This window comes from Sphingomonas sp. IC4-52 (assembly GCF_020707225.1).
Taxonomy (GTDB): Bacteria; Pseudomonadota; Alphaproteobacteria; order Sphingomonadales; family Sphingomonadaceae; genus Sphingomonas.
Window position 1 is genome coordinate 1021275 of the sequence record NZ_JAJFEU010000001.1, and the last position, 21685, is coordinate 1042959.

The window sequence follows — 21685 nt, forward strand, 5'->3', positions numbered from 1 at the left end:
GATCCCGGCTTTCAGCGCCGGCTGCGAATGATCGTATCGCTTGCCCAGCATACGGCAGGAACGCGCCGGATGAGCGCGTGGTTGCCGCTGCCGACCAGTGCTTCACAATGGTTTGATTGGAACGTCATCCGCCCGAACATGTTCGATAGGAACGATGATCCGGAGGAACGATGGCAACGACTAGCCCAGCGACGGTTCCGTCAGAGCGCGGCCGTGACGCGGCAAGTCCATGGGCAATTCCGCCGCGTGGCTGGAAGGATGTCGCGCTGCGCAGCTGGAAAGAGGCGGGGCAGGACAACATCAGCCTTGTGGCGTCCGGCGTCGCATTCTGCGGCGTGCTTGCCATGGTGCCGATGCTGGGCGCGATCGTGCTCAGCTATGGTCTCGTTGCCACGCCTGAGACGGTGATGGATAATGTTCGTTCGCTCACGACGCTCATGCCAGCGGACGCGGCCAGGCTGATCGGCGAACAATTGGCCAATGTGGTTTCCACCTCGGACGGCAAGAAGGGGTTCGGCCTGCTGATCGCCCTCGCAATTGCCCTTTACGGGGCGATGAAGGGTGCATCGGCGATCATCACGGCGCTCAACATTGCTTATGATGAGGAAGAAACCCGCAGCTTCATAAAGCTGAACCTGATCGCACTTGCGATCACGGCGGGCGCCGTCGTGAGCGCCATTCTGGCCGTTGTCGCTATTGCAGCGATGAGTTCGCTGGAACATCTGTTCCCATCGCTGCCGGCCCCGTTGCTGATCCTGGGTAAAATTCTCTCCTATCTGATCATGGCAGCGGTCGGCGCCGCCGCTGCCGCAACGCTATATCGGTTCGCCCCCAACCGGGACGGCGCCAAATGGGTATGGTTGACCCCCGGTTCGGCTCTCGCGTCCCTGTCCTGGTTGCTCATGACCATCGGCTTCGGCATCTACGTCGCCAACTTCGGCAGCTATGACGCCACTTATGGCTCGCTCGGCGCGGCCGTGGTGTTGCTGACGTGGCTGTATCTTTCGGCCTACGTCCTGCTTCTGGGGGCCGAGTTCAATTGCGAGTTGGAACGCCAGACCGCTCGAGACACGACCACGGGCAGCGAACAGCCAATGGGCACGCGCGGCGCCTATGCCGCCGATACCGTCGCCGGAGGACCGCAAGCGGGTGACGAACCTGCCTCCGGCTTGAGGGGGAGCGGGGTCGCGGAAGACAAGCACCCAGTCACCGGCACCGGCAGGAGCGAGCTTGCCCTCAGCCGCAATCTCGATCGCGCCTTGCGGATCGGCACGATCGGCAAGGTAGGCCTGCTCCCCTCGCTTTTCGCGACGCTCGGACTGACCATGATGGGCAAGCGGGACAAGACCGCGCTTGGCATCACCTTCATGGCCGCGGCCGGCGGACTGAAGTGGCTCACCCGCCCAGGCACGCCGCGGAACAAGCCCGCCAGGGGATGAGCCTGATCTGACCCGCTCCGGCGGTGCTGCCGCGGGTCAGTCCGCCATGTCCTGATGAGCCGCCACGAGCGCCCGCGAAACGTCGCCCATCAGCCGCATCCTCGCCGGGATCGGCTGCCGCGTGCTCGCGATCATGACCGCGACGGCATAGCGGTGGCCATCCGGCGCGACGATCAGGCCCACGTCATTATAACCGGTCGACAGATTCCCGAGGTCCTGACCGGTGCCCGTCTTGTGAGCAAGGCTCCAGCCGGGCCGCAGACCGGACTTCAGCCGCAAGGCGCCGGTCTTGCTGGCCCGCATCAGCGACAGCAGCTTCTCCGTCGACGCAGCACTGAGCAGCTTGCCTTGTGCCAGCAGCGCCACTCCCAAGGTGACGCCATTGGCAGAAGCGCCATCCTCGGGATCGGCGAGATAGCGGTCGAGTGCCCGGCGGCGCGCCTCGTAGGTCATCGCCGCGCGTGCCTGCAAAAAGCCCCATCCCCCTGCCCATTCTGGGTGCCAGGTCAGACCGGCCGTTCGCGCCTGTAGCAGGCGCTCACCCGGGCCGAATGTTACGCCCGCGACACCTTTCTCGGCCAGAATTCTCCGGACGGCATCCGGTCCGCCGACGCGCCAGAGCAATACATCGTTTGCCGTATTGTCACTGCGGGTCATGGCACCGTTCAGCAACTCGCCAATCGTCGTGCGATAGCCATCTTTGCCAACAAGCGGCCGGATCGGCTGGTGGAACAACGTCAGATCCGACCGACGCACTGTCACCGGGTCACCAAGGCTTATTCGCCCCTTGTCCACCGCATCCAGCACGGCGATGCCGACCCACAACTTGCTGACGCTCTGTTGCGGGCGCCGCTTGTCTCCAGCCCATGCGACCGTCCAGCCTTCGTCCACGTCGCGAATGGAGATGCCGACATCCCCGTTGAAGCTGCGCCCGAGTGCCTGAACAGCATTGAGGAGCGCCGTAGGCGGCTGTGGCCGAACTGACATCGGCCGCGGCGGAATTTGCTGGGGAGTGGGCTGCCGCACGGGCGGCGGGACGGGCGTGGAGAGCGGCGGTGCCGCAGGAACGCAGGCGGCGATCAGGCTGGTGAGGGCAAATGCGCCGAGCCGGCGGACGAACAAAGCAGACATGAAACTCCCTTTGCGCACCTGCTAAGGGCCGGAGCCCGCAGGAGAAAGGCTGTCTGCTCAGTCCATCGCGATTTGGCGCTCATTCACCGCACACATGTCCTCGCGGTTACCGCGACATGCTCTCCGTCCAGGGCCGCAGGCGCCCTAGCGTTGACGGCATCCTCGCCCTGCCGTCACGCGGCGAGAACTTCGCCGGCCCTCGCTGCTCCTCCGGCGGGGATGATCAGCTGCTGGCCGGCGTAGATCCGCCGCGATCCTAAGAAGCGCTCGTCCTCAAGACTTGCTGCCGCCCGAAGAGCCGCCGCCGCTATTCCCGCCGCCGCCACCTTTGCTCCCGCCGGATCGGCCACCTCCGCCCTTGCCGCCGGTGCTCTTGCTCTTCGCGCCCGATCCCGGATCGCCACCTTTGCTGGTGATCGCTCCGGGGTTACCGCCTGCGCCTTTCTGAGACATGGTCTTGCTCCTCTTGCCTGATCATGGCCGCGCCGCACCCCGGCGACGCAGAAAGTGAATGAGGAAGCCGGCAACGCCGCCCACGATGACGTAAATCACTGCTTGGTCATGCTCACCCGGCGCGAGGCTCAGCTTGAGCACCAGCAGGATCAACGCCGCGCAAACACCGCCGACAATCCACACGAGTGGACCCGATCCGTCTCGCGGCCCTGGCTTTGCAGGATCTCTCGCCATGCTCTCCTCCTTCAGGCCGCCGCCGCAGCTGCTGTACCGACCGATGGTTCGATGCCTGCCACCTGAAGCCGCGGGATAAGCCGCCGCGCCGTCGCGAGTGCCTGCCCCACGACCTGATCCATATTGTAATAGCGGTAGGTCGCGAGGCGGCCGACGAAGGTGACATTCTCCTCCGCGATGGCCAGTGCTTCGTATCGCTTGAACAGCGCCTGGTTCTCTTCGCGCGGAATGGGATAATAGGGATCCCCCTCCGCGGCTGGATATTCGTAAGTTATGCTCGTCACCGGCGAGCTGTCCCCGGTCAGGTGCTTGTACTCGGTCACCCGCGTAAAAGGCACTTGTTCATCGGGGTAGTTCACGACGGCCACCGGTTGCAGCCATTCGCAATCAAGCGTCTCGTGCCGGAAATTCAATGACCTGTACGGAAGCCGACCGAGCCGGTAACCGAAATATTCGTCAATCGGCCCGGTGAATACCAGATGATCGTGGGGATAGCCGCTGCGCACCTGGCTGAAGTCCACCCCAAGAAGTAATTCGATATTGGGGTGATCGAGCATCTTCTCGAACATGCGCGTATACCCCTCAGCCGGCATCGCCTGATGCGTATCCGTGAAGTACCGATCATCTATACTGGCCCGCGTCGGCACGCGCGCCGTTACCGACTTGTCGAGTTCGCTGGGATCAAGCCCCCATTGTTTGCGCGTATAGCCGCGGAAGAACGTCTCGTAGAGCTCTCGGCCGACGCGCGAGATGACCACATCCGCCGAACTGCGGATGGACGTGATCGGCTCCGCCCGATCAGCCAGAAATGCCTCGACATCATCCTCGCTCGCCAGCCCGGCATCATACAGGATGTTCAGCGTCGTGCGATTGATCGGCATCGGCACCAGCTTGCCACTGACGTCCGCAAGCACGCGGTGCTCATACGGCCGCCACGCCGTGAAACGCGAAAGGTAAGCGAACACATCATCTGAGTTCGTGTGGAAGATGTGCGGCCCATATTGATGGATCAGCAAACCCGCCGCGTCGCGCCGATCATAGGCGTTGCCGGCGATGTGGGGCCTGCGATCAACCACCAGCACCTTGAAGCCGGCGTCCGCCAGCCGCTCCGCCATAACGGCGCCGGCAAAGCCGGCTCCCACCACCATCACGTCGTGGTGTGACTGGGGAGCCGGCCAGCGCGTCGGGGAGACAATCGGTTCGATATTGGAGTGCGTCGCCCGCTCCACCGCGATCAGCGCCGCCATGCTAAGTGCGGTGCTCGCCCAGGAACCGCGCGCGAGCTGCTCGTCTGCCGCGGCGCGCCATGAGATGTCGTTGTGCTTTGCGATCGCCCTTTCGCACGCCTGGACGAATTGCTCAGCCGTATCAGCAATCTGGACAGCCTCTAGTGCGCCGTAGTGCCGGGCGACATCGACGATCCGGGTGGAAATGACCGGCAGGCCCGCGGCCAGATATTCCGGTGTCTTGGTGGGGCTGATGAACCGGGTGGCTTCGTTAAGCGCGAACGGCATCAGCGCCGCGCTCCACCCGCTCATATAGGCTGGCAGATCAGCGTAATCGCGGGCGCCCAGAAAATGGAGATTGTCGCGCTTGGGAAGTGAGGCAGGATCGATCTTCACGACTGGCCCGATGATCACAATGGACCAATCGTCCCTTGCGTCGGCAAGTGCAGCAAGCAGATCGATGTCCATCCGTTCATCGACAACGCCGCAAAAACCGAGCTTCGGCCCGGCAATATCCGCTTGGTCGCTGGGCTCGATGACGCCCTTTCGCGCCGATTCGAAGTGAGCGACATCGATGCTGGAAGGAAAGGCGTGGACGTTGTCGTGCCGATCCTTTTTCGCCTCGTAGAGGCTGGATCCACCGGTAAACACGACGTCTGCAGCCGCGAGTAATTCGCGCTCCCGGTCCAGCAAGCCCGGTGGCGGGTTCTTGAAAGCCGACAGCTCGTCCATGCAGTCGTAAACGATGCATTCAGCCGGCACGTGCGCCGAAAACGGCAGCATCATGGGCGTGTAATACCATCGCACCGCCACCGGTGGCAGGGCGGCAAGTTGCTGATCGAGGAGAGAGCGCACCGCTGTCTCTTCCTCGCTGGCGGAAAGACCGCGGGGGAGTGCAGGTGTAATTACTCGGACCTGATTCACGTCGTCCTGATCGATACTCACCCTCGGGGCTTCGCAACCGTCCGGATAGATCGGCTCCTCCCAGAATATCACCTGGTAAGAGGCAGAAAACCGCGACAAGAGATGCTGAGGACGCTGAAATACAAATCGCCAGCGCAGGTGGCTAAAACAGATCAGCGTGGCGCCAGAACCGCCCTGCTGCCCCAGATCGACGTCGGTCCTGCTTGCCTCTCCCGTCCCGTGCATAGCCGCCTCTCTCTTTGTTTTCTAAGAGGCAAGTCACGAACCAACCCGGCTGTTCCGTAAAACAATCACGCTCTGATCTAGGTTATGACGATTTGTCCGCGCACAAGTGCAACAACTTTCGTCGGCAGGCGCTTTAATTTGTTCCGACAGACGGAGAGCAGTCGTGCCCGGAATCGAGCGCTGGTGCGGGGTGGAGTGTACCGTCAATCGGGTCGGCGACAGCTTCCACGATCAACTTCAGCGATCTGGCCATCACGACAGGATCGGTGATCTCGAGGTTATCGCTGATCTCGGTTTTCAAGCGATCCGTTACCCCCTGCTGTGGGAGCGTATATCGCCCCACTCCGCTGACCTCGCCGACTGGGCTTGGTGCGACGAAAGGGTGTCGGACCTGCAACGACTGAACCTGCGCATCATCGCAGGGCTTGTTCACCACGGCAGCGGGCCGCGCTACACGGATCTTCTGAACCAGAACTTCGCACCCGGTCTTGCCCGCCACGCTCGGGCAGCGGCAGAGCGTTATCCGTGGATCGATGACTGGACGCCGGTCAACGAGCCAGTGACAACCGCCCGCTTTTCCGCGCTGTACGGACATTGGTACCCCCATGCCCGTGACGAACGCTCGTTCTGGCAGGCGCTTCTGAACCAGGTGGACGCGACCCGCCTGTCGATGCGCGCGATCCGCGAGGTTAATCCGGCCGCGCGATTGATCCAGACCGATGATCTGGGGCGGACATGGGCAACTGCGCCGCTCGCCGATCAGGCAGCCTTCGACAATCAACGTCGCTGGGCCGGTTGGGATCTGCTCTGTGGCAGGATAGTCGCAGGACATCCGCTCTGGCACCGATTGTGCGCGATGGGGCTTGGAGAACGGCTGCGGATCATCGCCGATGATCCCTGTCCGCCCGACATCATCGGGATCAACCACTACCCGACAAGCGATCGATTCCTTGATCACCGCGTTCAACTGTACCCCCGCGATGCACATGGGACGAACGGCAACCAGGCCCTCGCGGACGTCCCGGCAGTACGGACGCTCGATCCCGCACCCGAACCTTTCGCCGCAGCTTTGCGGGAGGCATGGACGCGCTACACCCTGCCGCTTGCGCTGACGGAGGTACATATCGGCTGCACCCGGGAGGAGCAGTTACGATGGGCAAAGGCGGCCTGGAACGCCGCTCACGATAGCAAAAAGGCCGGCGTGGACGTGCGCGCGGTGACGGCATGGTCTCTGATGGGTTCGCACGACTGGGACACGCTGGTGACTAGCCCCGGCTCCTACGAACCAGGATTGTTCGACCTTTCCAGCGGCCATCCCCGGCATACGGCGTTGGCGCGCCACTGGCAGATGCTCGCAGAGGCGGGCACCCATGATGTGGCGGAGCAACCCGGCTGGTGGCAACGCGGCGAACGAATGATTTTCCCTCGGGCGCCCCGGGTGTCTGCGATCGCCAGCTATGTAGAGGCCAGGGCCGGCCGCGCACGGCCTGTGTTGATCTGCGGTGCGACCGGGACATTGGGCCAGGCACTCGGCCGGGCTTGTCAGTCCCGCGGCATCAGCTTCCGGCTCTGCAGCCGGGATGATTGCGACCTGCTTGATCCCGCCTCGGTGGACGCGGCGCTTGATCGCTTCGCTCCATGGGTGGTCATTAATGCCGCGGGTTGGGTGCGCGTGGACGACGCGGAACATGAAGAGGAAGCCTGCAGCGCGATCAACGCCGCGGCGGCCGTACGCCTCGTGGAGGCGTGCGCCAGCCGCCAGATACCCGTGGTATCCATCTCGACGGATCTCGTCTTCGATGGAACTGACGGGCCGATCTATTACGAAGACGACACGCCCTCGCCCCTGAACGCTTATGGGCGCAGCAAGCTGGCGATGGAACGCGGTGCGCTTGAGCGCGGATTTCGCCCGTTGGTGATCCGCACCGCCGCTTTCTTCTCTCCGTTCGACCGGTATAATTTTGCGCACGCGGTCACGGAAACCCTTAGCGCCGGCAAGCACTTCCAGGCTGCCGCCGATCAATATGTATCCCCCGCCTACGTCCCCGCGCTGGCGCAGGCTATTCTCGACCTCGCCATCGATGGTGAAAGCGGGATCCGGCATCTGGCAAACGACACCTGCCTGTCCTGGGCGGACTTCGCGCGGGAGATCGCGCGTGCCATCAATCGCGATCCTGCGATGATCGAGGGTGTTCCCGGGGCCGTTTTCGGATGGGCCGCTCCCCGCCCGGCGCGATCGGGCCTCGGCAGCCGCCACGTCGCCTCACTCGGCTCGCTCACCTCGGCAATCGCGGACTTCGCGGCACATTGGCGTGGCGACCCAGCTACGCCAACCCGTGCCCCTTCGGACTCGATATTGCCACTCTGAGCAATAGCTGATCAGGGCTCCCCCTGAGCTAGGAGACGCTCGCCGCAGTGTCCCCGCTCCGGCGGGCTTTTGTGGAGGAGGAACAATCTTCCAACATGATCGTGATTAGCTTAGGCATGTGATCAGATGATGCTGCCGCTCGTCCGGCGCGGCGTCGCCAGCAGGCGCAACCGACTTACTTGGGAGACCCACGATCGCCGGATTGAGCAACGTGATTTTGTGGGTTGCCCTGCTCCTGCCGTTCGTCGGCAGCTTAGTCGTTTCCTTCTTCCCCTCGCGCGCCCGTGACGCTGCCGCCCTCCTCGCTGCGGCTATCGCCCTGACGGGAGCGATCCTTGTCGGCCTTCTGTTCCCGTCCGTGTCGGCCGGCGTGATCCCTCAGCAAGAGATTGCCTGGCTGCCGGCGCTTGGCCTTAATCTCGTTCTTCGGCTCGACGGGCTGTCATGGGCTTTCGCGCTGATGGTCTTGGTCATCGGCTTTCTGGTGGTGGTGTACACGCGCTACTACATGTCGGCCGAAGACCCGGTCCCCCGTTTCTTCGCCTTTTTGCTTGCATTCATGGGCTCGATGCTCGGGCTCGTCGTGTCCGGCAATCTGGTTCAGATCGCGTTCTTCTGGGAACTTACCAGCCTCTCCTCCTTCTTGTTGATTGGCTATTGGCACCAGAACGAAGCCGCACGCAGTGCGGCCCGTGTGGCTCTCATCGTGACGGCTGCCGGGGGTCTGTGCCTTCTGGTGGGTTTGCTGCTGATCGGAAAGATCGTCGGCAGCTACGAGCTCGATGCGGTGCTGTCCGCTCGCGACAGGATCCAGGAGAGCCCCTTCTACACACCCGCCCTCCTGTTCATCCTGATTGGCGCCTTCACGAAGAGCGCCCAGTTTCCGTTCCATTTCTGGCTCCCGCACGCGATGGCGGCGCCCACCCCTGTCTCGGCCTACCTTCACTCCGCGACGATGGTGAAAGCGGGAATCTTCATCCTGATCCGCTTCTGGCCCGTTCTGGCCGGGACCGACATCTGGTACTTCGTCGTCACGACCACCGGATTGCTCACCCTGGTCGTCGGCGCATGGTCGGCAATCTTCCAGCAGGACCTGAAGGGTTTGCTGGCCTATTCCACCATCAGCCACCTCGGCATCATCACGTTGCTGCTTGGCATCGGCAGCCCGCTGGCCGCCGTCGCCGCGATCTTCCACACGATCAACCACGCGACCTTCAAGGCCTCGCTGTTCATGGCTGCCGGGATCATCGATCACGAGGCAGGCACGCGTGACCTTCGCCGGCTCAGCGGGTTGTTTCGCAACATGCCGATCACTGCCACGCTGGCGATGGTCGCGGCGGCGGCGATGGCTGGGGTACCGCTCCTGAACGGCTTCCTCTCAAAAGAGATGCTGCTGGCCGAGGCGCTGGAGGATTACAACGATACCTGGCTGGACCAGGCGCTGCCTTATGTGGCGACATTGGGCCTGACGTTCAGTGTGCTCTATTCAATCCGGTTTATCCATCAGAGCTTCTTTGGCCCCCCATCTCAGCAACTGGAGCGTCAACCTCAAGAGGCACCCCATTGGATGCGCCTGCCGATCGAGGTGCTCGTCGTGGCGTGCGTGGTGATCGGCATCTTCCCGGCTGCGACCATCGCCCCTTTCCTTGCCACCGCGGCCCATGCGGTGCTGGGGGACCAGACGCCTTATTACAGCCTGGCCATCTGGCACGGTTTCACCAAGCCACTGATGCTCAGTGTCTTCGCGTTGGCCGCAGGCGCGGCAGGCTACTTCATGTTCAGCGACCGGCTGAATGCTATCGAGGCCGCACCACTCGTCGGCCGGCTGAAAGGCCGGCGCATGTTCGAAACCGTCCTGTCGCTGATCATCAGGGGCGCACGCCGCCTGCAAAAGGTGGTGGATACGGAGCGTTTGCAGCCGCAGCTTCGCGTGTTGGTGCTGATCGTTGGCCTTGCCGGCCTGCTGCCGTTTCTGCGTTATCCCTATACGCTGGGAAACCAGACCGGCACGATTCTGGATCCCGGGTTCGGCGTATTGTGGCTGATCGGATGTGCTTGTGCGATTACGGCTGCGTGGCAGGCCAAATTTCACCGCCTGGCGGCCGTTGTTGCTGCGTCCGGGGCCGGTTTGGTTAGCTGCATCAGCTTCGTATGGCTGTCGGCGCCCGACCTCGCGCTCACCCAGTTGCTGGTTGAAACGGTCACCACCGTGCTGCTGCTGCTGGGGCTGAGATGGCTGCCGAAGCGAAATCCGGTCATCCGGCTGAACCGCGCGCCGCCACCAAGGGTCTGGCTGCGCCGATCGACTGACCTTGCCATCGCGGCGGCGGCCGGGCTTGGCATGGCGCTTCTATCCTATGCCGTGATGACCCGGCCGCTACCCAGCACCATTTCATCTTTCTTCGTCGAACGCTCCTACCCGGAGGCCGGCGGCCGCAACGTCGTGAATGTCGTTCTCGTGGACTTCCGCGCCTTTGACACGCTGGGCGAAATCACTGTTCTCACGATCATCGCGCTGACGGTGTTTTCGCTATTGCGTCGCTTCCGCCCCGCGAGTGAAAGCGTGCGCGATCCTCTCCAGCAGCGTCAGCAGAATGCTGCTGACGAGGCGAGCGAAGGCCGCACGCCAGGCGATACGCTGGCGGATTACCTGCTGGTGCCGCGGGTCATCATGGAATGGGTGTTCCCGGTGATTTTCGTCTTTGCCATCTATCTGCTGATGCGCGGACATGATCTGCCCGGCGGGGGGTTCGCGGCCGGTGTCGCCATGTCGATCGGTCTCATCCTCCAGTATATGGCGGCCGGCACGCGCAGCGTTGAGGGGCGATTGCGCGTTCGTCCCATTCGGTGGATAGGTCTCGGCCTGCTGATCTCGGCTGCCACTGGTGCAGGCGCCTTTTTCTTCCAGCATCCCTTCCTGACCTCCTGGTTCCGCTACCTTGAGCTGCCGGTGATCGGGAAAGTCCCGCTGGCAACCGCGTTGCTGTTTGACGTCGGCGTCTTCGTGCTCGTGGTCGGCGCCACCGCTCTCATCCTCATCTCCATTGCTCATCAATCCATCCGGGCGCCCAGCCGGCGCGGCAGAAGGGCGGTCGTCGAGGTGGAGCGGGAGGTTCTCTGATGGAAATTGTTCTCGCCATTGGGATCGGCGTCCTGACCGCCTCGGGTGTGTGGCTGATCCTGCGCCCGCGCACGTTCCAGGTCATCCTGGGCCTGTCGCTCGCATCCTATGCGGTGAACCTGTTCATCTACGCGATGGGCCGGCTGAAGGTCGACGCGCCGCCGATCGTCGGGTCGGGCACACCCAATCCGACCCATTTCGATGATCCCCTGCCCCAGGCACTGGTGCTGACCGCGATCGTCATCTCCTTCGCCATGACTGCGCTGCTGCTGGTCGTGCTGCTTGCCTCGCGCGGACTTACGGGAACCGATCACGTTGACGGGGAGGAAGACGAATAATCGTGCCTTTCTCTCAGCATCTCATCATCGCGCCGATCCTCCTTCCGCTCGTTGCGGGGGCAGCGATGCTCCTGCTCAACGAACGCCGCTTGATCGCCAAGCGATCGATTGCGCTCGTCGCCACGTCGGCGATGCTGGCCATTGCGATCCTGCTCCTTGGCCAAGTGGCGGCGCGGGGATTCGGCGGCGCGCGCGCTACCACCGCTTATCTGGTGGGCAATTGGCCAGCGCCGTTTGGTATCGTGCTCGTTCTCGACTGGCTGTCGGCCCTGATGCTCGTGCTGACGGCGGTTCTTGGCCTAAGCTGCCTCGTCTTTTCTTTTGCCCGTTGGGATCGGGCCAGCCCCCGTTTTCATGCCCTGTTCCTTTTCCAGTTGATGGGGCTGAACGGCGCGTTTCTCACAGGGGACCTCTTCAACCTCTTCGTCTTCTTCGAGGTGCTACTCGCGGCTTCGTTTGCCTTGTTGCTGCACGGCTCGGGAGAGGCGCGAGTGAAAGCAGCGCTCCATTACGTCTCGATCAACGTGGCCGCGTCCTTGCTCTTCCTGATCGGTGCAGCGCTGATCTACGGGGTCACAGGCACGCTTAACATGGCCGACCTCGCCGCGCGCATCCCCGCTCAGGCGGAGGACGGGATCGGCCTCTTGCAGAGCGGGATGGCCGTGCTGGGGATCGCCTTCCTGATCAAGGCAGGGATGTGGCCGTTGGGTCTTTGGCTGCCGCGCACCTATGCGGCGGCAGCGCCGCCAGTGGCCGCCCTCTTCGCCATCCTCAGCAAGGTCGGCGTTTACGCGGTTCTGCGGGTCTACCTCCTGCTGCTCGGTCACAACACCGGCTGGACCGCGAATTTCGGGGAGGAATGGCTGCTGCTCGGGGGCATAGCGACGCTAGCCTTTGGCACTATCGGCATGCTGGCCGCGCGAACGCTGTCGAGAGTGGCTGGCTATGCGCTGCTCATTTCCGCCGGCACTCTGTTGGCGACGATCGGCGCTGGCGAAGGCGCAGTGCTGGGCGGCGCCCTGTTCTACCTGGTCAGTTCGACCCTCGCCATCGCCGCATTCTACCTGTTGATCGAGCTTGTCGAACGGCGTGAGGCGGATGCGCGCACCGTTACCGAGCCAGTATTTGACGATGAATATACCGGGGTGACCGAGGAACAGGAAAATGAAGTCGGGATCGTGATACCTGCCACGATCGCTCTGCTGGGCGGCGGGTTCGCCTTTTGCGCGTTGCTGATCGCCGGCCTGCCGCCGCTCTCCGGCTTTATCGCCAAGTTCGCGATCATTGACGGCTTGCTTAACCTTCGGGACAGCATTGGTGCGCCGGTCTGGTGGCTGATCGCCCTCATCATCGGCTCCGGACTGGCCACTCTGATTGCCACGACCCGGGCCGGCATCGATCTGATCTGGACACCATCGGAACGGCCACCGCCTGCCCTGCGGCTTACCGAAGCGCTGCCGGTCGGCGCGTTGCTCGCCGTTTGCCTAGCGCTCATGATCTTCGCCGGGCCCGCGATGCGCTACATGGAGCGGACCGGGAATTCGCTGGGAGATCGACAGGGCTATATTGAATCCGTGCTCGGCGCTCAGCGCGTCACCTCGTCGGCGAAAACGCGATGAGGCGCTGGTTCCCGCATCCGCTGATCACTGGCGGCTTGTTCGTGATGTGGCTGCTGCTCACGCAGTCTTTCTCGCCGGGACAGATCCTGCTGGGGGCCGCTGTCGCGGTCCTCGGGGGCGGAGTGATGAACGCTTTGCGGCCCGAACGACATCGGGTCGCCCGGTTGCGCGTCATTGTGGCGTTGGCATGTGCAGTGCTCGCGGACGTGCTCCGCTCCAACTTCGCCGTCGCGGCGATCGTCGTCGCTCGCCGCCGTCCCTATACGTCCGGCTTCATGAGCGTGCCGATTGCACTCACCAATCGTCACGCCCTCGCCGTGCTGGCGATCATCATCACTGCCACCCCCGGCACGATGTGGGTGGAGTTCGATCGACGCCAAGGCATGCTGTTGATCCACGTTCTGGATCTTGTGGACGAGGAACGCTGGGTCCGCGTCATCAAACAGCGTTACGAGGCGCGGCTGATCGAGATATTCGGCGAATGACGACGACCTATCTTGCCTGGGCGATCACCGCCGCGCAGGTAATGCTCGGCCTGGCGATCGCGTGCGCCGCGTACCGCATGATCAGCGGACCGCGTGCGCAGGACCGTGTCCTCGGGCTCGACACCTTCTACACCAATTCGATGTTGATCTTGCTGACCTTCGGGATTCAGACAGGTCGCACGATCTACTTCGAAACTGCGCTTGTCATCGCGCTGCTTGGCTTTGTCGGCACGGTGGCCCTGGCGAAGTTCCTCATGCGCGGCGAGGTGATCGAATGAACCAGGCACCGGACCTGCCCGCATGGGCCGCCATTATCGTGGGTCTTCTGACGCTGCTCGGCGCTGGCTTCGCGCTGGTCGGGTCTGTCGGGTTGGTCCGTCTGCGCACCTTCTATGATCGTATTCACCCGCCCACGCTGGTCAGTTCGCTGGGCATGATGCTGATCGTCACCGCCTCGATCGTCTGCTTCTCGGTTCTTCGGTCGAGAGTTTCCGTCCACGAGATCCTGATCGCGGTGCTGATCACCTCCACCACGCCAGTGGCATTCATGCTTCTCGCCCGCGCCGCGCTTTATCGCGATCGCGTGGAAAGCGAACGTGACCCGCCGGCCTGAACTTCAGCGCCAGCAGCCCAGACCGGTCGACATCGCTATGCGGGGACAGCCTGACAGATCAGCGGCGCTCCAGCACCAGCGATTGCACCGCACGCGCAAACGGCCCCTGCTCGTCCGACAATTGGGTCATCGCCAGCCCAGCGCCATCCTCACCGGCCCAGGTCTCTGCGTCGGAAAACAGCCACTCGCCGACAGGTGTGCGCGCGAAGTTGACGGTCAGGTCAGCATTGATGAACGTCCACTCGTCAAATGGGAGAGTGGGAGCGATCCCGTTCGAGAAGTCGGCCACTGCCATTGCCCGCGCCACCGGAGAAAGCGGTTCGCCGTCGATCAGTGGCCGATGCTGACGAAACCAGACCTGCCCTGGGCCGAGCTGACGGAAGCCGCCTCTTATGCGGCGCATGTCGAAATTGGCGCCGAAGTTCACGGCGCCCGGGAGGCTATCGCGAAACTGGTCGTCTTCCGCCACGTCATCAGGGGAACTGGTAGCGCGAGGCATCTGTGATCCGGCAGGAAGCGGCTCGTCAGCCACCCGCACCCGCAGCACATTGGCACGAGTGACTTCCTTGCCTTCATGTAGCAACTGGACCTGAACAAGCTGGATCTTTCGCCCGTTTCGGATCACCTCAGTCGCGACCTCCAGCCGATCCACGGGCACAGGACGCAAAAGTTCCACGGTCACCCGAGCAACCCGCATCGGAACTGCCGTTTCCACCTGCTCGGCCGCCCATGCGACCAAGGCTGATGGCGCGCCGCCGTGCTGGAGTTCAGGGTGCCACGGCCCCGCGGCAAAGGGCGTCGCCAGAAAAGCCGTTCCTTCTCGTACGAAAATGGCGTTGCTCACCGGCGCTCCTCCTTTGTCATCGAGGGCGGGCACTTACTGGCCCAGTGCCGGCGTGCGCAACGCGCAATCCGCACCCGCTTCTGACACGAGAAAGCCGCGGATCTGTCGTCAGCCCCTTGTCCCTGTAAGCGCAGCACCGGCGTCAACAATGTTGTTTTCAAACAATACCCTAGCAACGAACGGACAAAGTGTCCGGGAACAACACTCGGCGCCTTTTGAAGGACAGATCAGTTGCCGAGGTTGCCGCGCCCCGGCCAACCCTGCTGACAACCCTTCAAGATGGCTATTGGTGAAGACGAATGCTGCGCGGACTAGGCCAATTCATCCCACCCCATCAAAAAGTATAACGAGTATGGGTTTTTTGTTTGGGTCGCGGAATTCACGATCCTTCAAAAGTGACAGAGGTGTCACCCCAGCATCAAGATTCGTCGCACCAGTATCAATGTCTATTAAACTCCAATACCGTGTAAGTCCGTACTTCCCGGCTTGCGCATCATCCGGTAGAAAGAGCTATGACTGATAAGCCTGACGACGACAGCACCCTCTTGGCAACTGAGCTAACCATCGCTTGGCTTGCCAATCCGAACACGCGCGTTAACCCTGACGATGTCCCCGGCGTTCTCGCATCCATGTATGAAGCGGTGCGGAACCTCGGAAAGAGCGCAGCTCCCGAGGAAGCTGAGGTGCCAGAGGCTCCGGAACACAAGCCTGCGGTCAGCATCCGCAAGTCCCTCGCGGATCCGGACTTCATCGTCTCCCTTATCGACGGGAAAAAGTACCGCAGCTTGCGCCGGCACCTTAATGCGCACGGCCTGACCCCTGAAGATTACCGCCAGCGTTATGGCCTGAAGCCTGACTATCCGATGGTGGCGCCGGGCTATTCTGCCGCACGCCGCGCCGTCGCGAAGAAGCTCGGTCTTGGGCGCAAGCCAGGAACCAAGATCACCAAGTCCCCCGACCAACAGGGGGCGGCTCGCCGCGCGCGCAAGTCGAAGAACGGGGATGCAGTAACGGAGGAATGACCTGACCCATGATCGGACCGGGACAATCGCGCCGGTCCGATCATGCCTCGATCACGGCTGCTGCGTCCGCCGGACGAGCGATAGATCGTAGCCGAGTTCGCGCGCGCGAGTTTCAAGCATCTTGATCATCGTCGCATCAGGGTTTCGCTCACGAGTGAGCGCCCAGAGATACCGGCCAGACGGTTCGCCTACGATCGACCATTCATAACGATCGCCGTGATCCAGCACCCAATAATCACCATAGAACGGTCCGAAGAAGGACACCTTCAGCTTGGCGTTGGTGGCCTCATCGACGATTTTTGCTTTGCCGGTGGATGATTTTTCCTTGCCGGTCACGCCTCCCTTTCGGCCACGATTGACTACCCGGATCGATCCGTCGCGATTGCGGGAATAATCGGCGGTGACCGCCTCCATTCCCTTCTGGAATGATGCCTCGTAACGGAATTGCTCGTACCAGCGGCCGATATACTGCTGTAAATCCACAGACTTGGCTGGCTCGGGAACAGATCTGTTACCTACTGGCCCGGGGCTTGGTATTGAAACACAAGCCGCCAGCAACACGGGTATACCGATCGCCGCCGCGGCCACTACAACCTTTCTCATCTTACTCTCTCACTTGTCGGAGCCGGCTACATTCCGGCCGCCTTGGACCGCAACGCGCGAATGTCCGCGAATGTTGCTGTTGACGCTCCGCGCCATGTGGATGACGCTACGGCAATGGATCTATCGCTCTCCCCTGCCGAACAGGCGTTTGCTGCCGAAATCCGACAGTTCTTCAAGAACGAGTATCCGCAAGACGTGCTTGCCCTTGTTCGGGAAGGGCGAAAGCTATCGCGCGAAGATCACGTCCGCTCGCAACGCGCGCTGAATGCAAAGGGGTGGTTGGGGGTTGGTTGGCCAGCGGAGCACGGCGGACCAGGCTGGTCACCGGTCGAGCGCTACCTGTTCGAGCAAGAGCTGGAATTGGCTGGTGCGCCTTCGATCATTCCGATGGCGGTAATTTATATCGGCCCAATCATCTGCGCGTACGGTACGCCGGAACAACAAGCACGCTGGTTGCCCGACATCCTGAACTCACGCGCCATGTGGGCGCAGGGTTATTCGGAGCCTGAATCTGGATCCGACCTCGCCTCCCTGGGGATGAGCGCGGTCCGCGACGGGGAAGATTACGTGCTCAACGGCACCAAGATCTGGACGTCCGGCGCACATTGGGCCGACTGGATTTTCTGTTTGGTGCGCACGGAAAAGTGCGAGCGCAAACAGGATGGCATTTCGATGATCTGCGCGGACATGCGCACGCCTGGCATCACCGTGCATCCGATCATCTCGATCGACGGATCACATGAACTGAACCGGGTCGAGTTTGACAACGTGCGCGTGCCAGCGGCGAACATGATCGGTGAGCCCGGCAAAGGCTGGCATTACGCAAACGTGCTGCTTGCTGCCGAGCGAGTGTCCTATGCTCATATCGGACGCAAGCGCGCCGATTTGGCCGAGCTTCGCCGTGTGGCGGCGACCATTGCCGGCAGCTTCGCGGAAAACATAGCACAGGAACCGTTGTTTGCGCGTCGCCTGGCGCTCGCGGAAATCAGGTTGAACGCAGTCGAACTGTCAGTGCTTCGGGTACTCTGCGGAGATGCGGCTCCTGCCGCCGTTTCCGCTTTGAAGATCGCCTGCACGGAACTCGCGCAGGAGATTACCGAATTGTGGGTCGAGCTCGCCGGCCGCGACCGCGCAGTCGTGGCCGATCGAACCCACGCCGATTGGCGCGACATGGCGCCCGAGGTCGCCAGCTTTGCGGTGCCACGAACCGCATCCTACCTCTTCGAACGGGCGCAGACGATCTACGGCGGCGCAACGGAGATCCAGAAGACGATTGTCTGGCGCGCGCTCGATCGTGCCAATGCATCGCTTGCCTGAACGGCATTGGAGCAGGCTTGAACCGGAGAACTCATGATCAAAATGATCTTCTGTCTTCGCCGTCTTCCGGAGCTAAGCCTGGAGGAATTTCAAACCTATTGGCGTGAACGCCATGCACCCCTGGTGGCGGAACTGGGGCCCTTGCTGCGGATCCGCCGCTATGTGCAGAGTCACAGCTTCGAACATCCGCAACTCGCTGGGCCGGTGGCTGCTCGCGGCGCGACGGTGCCACCATATGATGGTGTTGCGGAGCTGCACTGGGACAGCATCGATGATCTGGTCGCGGTGAACGACAGCAAGGAAGCACGAGACGCTGGCCGCCGGTTGCTGGAAGATGAGCGCAACTTCATTGATCTGTCGCAGTCGCCGCTGTTCTGGGTTCGCGAAAATCACGTCATCTGACCGGCCGCAAAGCAGCGGATAAGGCATAAGGAGAGGCCGCTTGGATTTCAGCTTTACGCCCGAGCAGGAACAGTTGCGCGCATCTCTATCCGGCTATCTGCGCGATCATCACGATCTCGCCGCGCGCCAAGCGGCCGTTGCAACGGAAGACGGTCGCAATCGAGCCATTTGGCACGGCTTCGTGGATCAGCTTGGTATCCTTGGATTGTCGGGCCCGGAAGCACCGGACCCCTTCGACCTGCTGGTCGTGATGCAGGAACTCGGCGCCGCCTTGGTGGCCGAACCGTTCCTGGAAACGGCGATCACCAGCGCAACCCTGCTCCGTACCAGCAGCACAGCGGCCGCCACCGGGTTGCTGCATCGAATAACGACGGGCGAAGCGATCGTCGTCTTCGCCGACACCGAGCCAGGGGCGCGGCTGGGGACATCTCCCGCCAACATGCAGGCCGAACCGGTGTCGGATGGCTGGTGCCTCAGCGGCGCCAAGTCCATGATTATGGGTGCGCCATGGGCAACCACGTTGCTGGTCAGCGCCAATACGCCAGACGGCCCGGCCGTGTTCGCCGTTGATCCGGATGGTTCGGGCGTCGCGCTTCACCCGTATCGTACGATCGACGGGCGACGCGCGGCGGACATTCGGCTGGAGGGCGTAGTGGTGCCTTCTGATCAGATTGTCACCCTGTCCGGCAGCGCGGCCACAGCAATCGAAGCGGCGACCGACGCAACCATCGTCGCGCTCGCCGCTGAAGCACTCGGCATCATGCGCCGTATTCTCGACGACACGATCGCCTACACCCGCCAGCGCCGGCAGTTCGGGCAGTCGATCGCGAGCTTCCAGGCGCTTCAGCATCGTATGGTCGACATGTTCATGAAGATCGAAGCTGCAACGTCCGCGACCTATCTCGCCACCATGAAGCTCAGCGCACCGCCGCGTGAGCGCGCGCTTGCGATCTCCGGCGCGAAGGTTCTCGTCGGTGAGGCCTGCCGCTTCGTTGGCCAGAATGGAGTCCAGCTTCACGGGGGCATGGGCATGACGGAGGAACTGGCGGTCGGACACTATTTCAAGCGTGCTACGGTTATCGAAGGGCTGTTCGGCACCAGCGAGGATCATCTCGCCCGCTACATGGCAATCAGCGCAGCACCATCTCTACTGCGTGCAACCGCGGCCTGACCACTCAGTGCGAGCGGTTACCGGAGGAACCGCGCGGTATCCCGCACCTCGGTCGCTCTAACCGGAACAAAGGCGGCATCCCCCGGTTCAATGACGTCAGGACGTAATTGGCCGGGTAAAATCATGAACTTAACGCAGATCAGCCAGCTTGTCGAAGGCCGTGATTCCGTTCCACTTGTGGCCGGTCAGGAACCTCGGGCCGCCCTGCTCGACCTGCTCGCTCGACTGCGCGACGAAAATTATGATTTCATCGCGCCAACTCCTGCATCGCACAGCCGCGTACTGCAGCGTCCCGATCGCCAGGTTGGCGCCACCACGGCGGATCTGCTCGGCTGGTCGCTCCCCTGTGATGCGGACCGGCTTCCGTCGGACATCGTTCACGCTCTGGAGCGGGCAGCCCTCCTCGAGCGACGCCCCGATGGCCTGGTGAAAGCCGCAATCCGGGTGTCGAATGTCTTCGGCCAATTGTTCGTGCACTCGCGATTCCCGACGCAGGAGCAGGACTCCATATTCCTCGGGCCGGACAGCTACCGGTTCGCCGATTACATCTCGCGCAATCTGTCGGGCCTGCCCTCCACCGCCCGGATCCTAGACTATGGCGCCGGCGCAGGTGTCGGCGGGATTGTCGCCGCTTCGCTGCATGGCAATGCACGCCTGACCTTGGCTGACATCAACCCTAAGGCACTCTCGCTCGCCTCAGTAAACGCGACCTTCGCCGAGATCGATCATCAAACCGCCCTGGCACAGACACCGCAAGATGTTGACGGCCCGTTCGACCTTATCGTCACTCACCCGCCCTTCATGATCGATCCAGATCGTCGCGCCTACCGCGATGGGGGAGACCTGTACGGCGGCAAGCTCTCTCTGGATTGGACGCTTGCCGCGATCACCAAGCTGGCACCTGGTGGGCGCTTCATCATGCACACCGGTGTCTCGATCGTTGGCGGTCGCGACGTGGTTCGCGAGGCGCTGCGTGAAGCGATGCCGACCGACGGCTTCGACTATGACTATCGCGTGCTCGATCCAGACATCTTCGGCGATGAACTGGACAAGGAGCCATATGCAGAGGTCGACCGGATCGCCGCCATCGGCCTTTGTGTATCCCGCAAGCAGGAGGCGTGATTTGACGCTTGGTCGGCGCTCACCCGCCGATCAGGGTTGCGGCCCCGGTTCCCCCTAGCATCGAGGGGTGTGATCAGGGCGCTTGACGGCACCAATGATTTCCAACGCCCGCGCGCCGCGAGGACGCGCAGGAATTATGGTTTCGTTGCACGCCTACCGCTTGTGCATGAGGAACAGCGGCACCGGCGATTCCTTCAGCATCGATCGGGTCGCCCCGCCGAAAATCTCCTCGATCACGCGCCCGCGTCCATATGCTCCCATCACGATCCAGTCGTGCCCCCCGCTTCGGCACTCTGCCAGAATTGCTTCGGCGGGGCGGCGCGATCCCGCTGGCTCGCTCTTGATGATAGGTTCAATTCCATGGCGGGCGAGGTAGCGGGCCGCGTCATCGGGGGGGATGCGCAGTGATCCATCTTCGTTATGGTAGATGGTGACCGTCTCCGCCTTGCTCAGCAGCGGCGCGGCAGCTTGCAAGGCTGCCTCCGCGTCGTCGGAACCGTCCCACGCCACCAATGCCCGGCCGCACAAATTGAAGCGCGGTGCATTCATCGGCACCGCAAGGACTGGCTTGCCCACCTGCAGCAACGTGTCGCCGATTGCGACGCTCATCTGCTCTGACATTTGCCCGCCCCCGCTGCAGCTCAACACCACGAGATCGGAGAGGCCGCCATGGTCGCGGATCGTCTGGGCGGTGAAGCCGGTACGGTCGATCCAGTCAAAGGAGACGTCCTCGCGTTGCAGACGTGCCAGCATGCGGGTCTTGTTGGCCGCTTCATCCGCCTGTTCGTCGGCAAGGATCGCACCGGTCGCGCCAACATAGTCACCGACGAACTCCGGGATCATCGTCAGATCGACACAGGTCAGGTGCCCACCAATCGCGCGCGTGACATCCAGCGCGGCTTGGTAGCGGCTTTCCTGACCCCGGTCGTGGTGGATCAGCAGAAGCACGTTCCTCATGGCAACCTCCGTCATTGTAACTGGCTTTTTCGGTACGGAATGCGTGCTTCGCTCCCCATTAGCAAAGGTAC

The 21685-nt window shown here is 62.5% G+C and carries 19 protein-coding genes; 13 read left to right on the top strand and 6 right to left on the bottom strand.

All coding sequences use genetic code 11. The annotated features are described in order from the left end of the window. Window positions 1-170: 170 nt before the first annotated feature. Window positions 171-1439 carry a YihY/virulence factor BrkB family protein gene (locus LK535_RS05060; protein WP_227770760.1) on the top strand — a complete coding sequence of 423 codons (1269 nt, stop codon included), beginning with the start codon at window positions 171-173 and terminating at the stop codon, window positions 1437-1439. 36 nt (window positions 1440-1475) lie between these two features. Here LK535_RS05060 and LK535_RS05065 read toward each other — a convergent pair whose 3' ends face one another. From LK535_RS05065 to glf, 3 genes are all read right to left on the bottom strand, one after another. Then, a complete protein-coding gene (locus LK535_RS05065) occupies window positions 1476-2570 on the bottom strand; it encodes a serine hydrolase (RefSeq protein ID WP_227770761.1) in 1095 nt (364 codons plus the stop codon). Between the two features lie 474 nt (window positions 2571-3044). Next, on the bottom strand, window positions 3045-3257 hold the full coding sequence (locus LK535_RS05070; protein ID WP_227770762.1) for a hypothetical protein: 213 nt from the start codon (window positions 3255-3257) through the stop codon (window positions 3045-3047). A gap of 11 nt (window positions 3258-3268) precedes the next feature. Next, a complete protein-coding gene (gene glf, locus LK535_RS05075; RefSeq protein ID WP_227770763.1) occupies window positions 3269-5428 on the bottom strand; it encodes a UDP-galactopyranose mutase in 2160 nt (719 codons plus the stop codon). A 367-nt stretch (window positions 5429-5795) separates the two neighbouring features. Between glf and LK535_RS16890 the strand changes: the two genes are divergently transcribed. The 7 genes from LK535_RS16890 (at window position 5796) to mnhG (ending at window position 14176) form a co-directional block, all read left to right on the top strand. Then, the gene (locus LK535_RS16890) at window positions 5796-8000 is read left to right on the top strand and encodes a family 1 glycosylhydrolase (RefSeq protein ID WP_227770764.1); all 2205 of its coding nucleotides are present in this window, start codon (window positions 5796-5798) and stop codon (window positions 7998-8000) included. A 211-nt stretch (window positions 8001-8211) separates the two neighbouring features. Continuing rightward, complete coding sequence (locus LK535_RS05085) at window positions 8212-11121, top strand: monovalent cation/H+ antiporter subunit A (protein ID WP_227771084.1); 2910 nt, start codon at window positions 8212-8214, stop codon at window positions 11119-11121. Next, the gene (locus tag LK535_RS05090; RefSeq protein WP_227770765.1) at window positions 11121-11459 is read left to right on the top strand and encodes a Na+/H+ antiporter subunit C; all 339 of its coding nucleotides are present in this window, start codon (window positions 11121-11123) and stop codon (window positions 11457-11459) included. The genes LK535_RS05085 and LK535_RS05090 overlap by 1 nt, the downstream gene beginning before the upstream one ends. A 2-nt stretch (window positions 11460-11461) precedes the next feature. After that, window positions 11462-13078 (top strand): monovalent cation/H+ antiporter subunit D, encoded by a 1617-nt coding sequence (locus LK535_RS05095; protein ID WP_227770766.1) that lies wholly within the window; start codon window positions 11462-11464, stop codon window positions 13076-13078. Further along, a complete protein-coding gene (locus LK535_RS05100) occupies window positions 13075-13563 on the top strand; it encodes a Na+/H+ antiporter subunit E (RefSeq protein ID WP_227770767.1) in 489 nt (162 codons plus the stop codon). The genes LK535_RS05095 and LK535_RS05100 overlap by 4 nt, the downstream gene beginning before the upstream one ends. Then, the gene (locus LK535_RS05105) at window positions 13560-13841 is read left to right on the top strand and encodes a K+/H+ antiporter subunit F (protein ID WP_227770768.1); all 282 of its coding nucleotides are present in this window, start codon (window positions 13560-13562) and stop codon (window positions 13839-13841) included. Before LK535_RS05100 ends, LK535_RS05105 begins: the two co-directional genes overlap by 4 nt. Beyond that, window positions 13838-14176, top strand: a complete 339-nt coding sequence (mnhG, locus tag LK535_RS05110) for a monovalent cation/H(+) antiporter subunit G (protein WP_227770769.1) — start codon at window positions 13838-13840, stop codon at window positions 14174-14176. The genes LK535_RS05105 and mnhG overlap by 4 nt, the downstream gene beginning before the upstream one ends. 58 nt (window positions 14177-14234) lie before the next feature. On the opposite strand, the gene LK535_RS05115 is transcribed toward mnhG, so the two are convergent. Continuing rightward, entirely contained in the window at window positions 14235-15020 is a 786-nt protein-coding gene (locus LK535_RS05115) for a thioesterase family protein (protein WP_227770770.1), read from the bottom strand. A gap of 512 nt (window positions 15021-15532) precedes the next feature. Between LK535_RS05115 and LK535_RS05120 the strand changes: the two genes are divergently transcribed. Further along, complete coding sequence (locus tag LK535_RS05120; protein WP_227770771.1) at window positions 15533-16042, top strand: MucR family transcriptional regulator; 510 nt, start codon at window positions 15533-15535, stop codon at window positions 16040-16042. Window positions 16043-16093: 51 nt separating this feature from the next. Here the strand turns inward: LK535_RS05120 and LK535_RS05125 are convergent, their stop codons facing one another. Then, window positions 16094-16630 (bottom strand): lipocalin family protein, encoded by a 537-nt coding sequence (locus LK535_RS05125; protein WP_227770772.1) that lies wholly within the window; start codon window positions 16628-16630, stop codon window positions 16094-16096. 75 nt (window positions 16631-16705) lie between these two features. Here LK535_RS05125 and LK535_RS05130 point away from each other — a divergent pair, with 75 nt between their 5' ends. The 4 genes from LK535_RS05130 (at window position 16706) to LK535_RS05145 (ending at window position 20657) form a co-directional block, all read left to right on the top strand. Next, on the top strand, window positions 16706-17962 hold the full coding sequence (locus LK535_RS05130; RefSeq protein WP_227770773.1) for an acyl-CoA dehydrogenase family protein: 1257 nt from the start codon (window positions 16706-16708) through the stop codon (window positions 17960-17962). A gap of 33 nt (window positions 17963-17995) precedes the next feature. After that, a complete protein-coding gene (locus LK535_RS05135) occupies window positions 17996-18364 on the top strand; it encodes an EthD domain-containing protein (RefSeq protein WP_227770774.1) in 369 nt (122 codons plus the stop codon). A 40-nt stretch (window positions 18365-18404) separates the two neighbouring features. Continuing rightward, window positions 18405-19535: an acyl-CoA dehydrogenase family protein gene (locus LK535_RS05140; protein WP_227770775.1), complete on the top strand. Its 1131-nt coding sequence runs from the start codon at window positions 18405-18407 to the stop codon at window positions 19533-19535. 123 nt (window positions 19536-19658) lie between these two features. Beyond that, window positions 19659-20657, top strand: coding sequence for a methyltransferase (locus LK535_RS05145; protein ID WP_227770776.1), 999 nt, complete (start codon window positions 19659-19661; stop codon window positions 20655-20657). 153 nt (window positions 20658-20810) lie between these two features. Here the strand turns inward: LK535_RS05145 and LK535_RS05150 are convergent, their stop codons facing one another. After that, complete coding sequence (locus tag LK535_RS05150) at window positions 20811-21614, bottom strand: universal stress protein (RefSeq protein ID WP_227770777.1); 804 nt, start codon at window positions 21612-21614, stop codon at window positions 20811-20813. Between the last annotated feature and the right edge of the window lie 71 nt (window positions 21615-21685).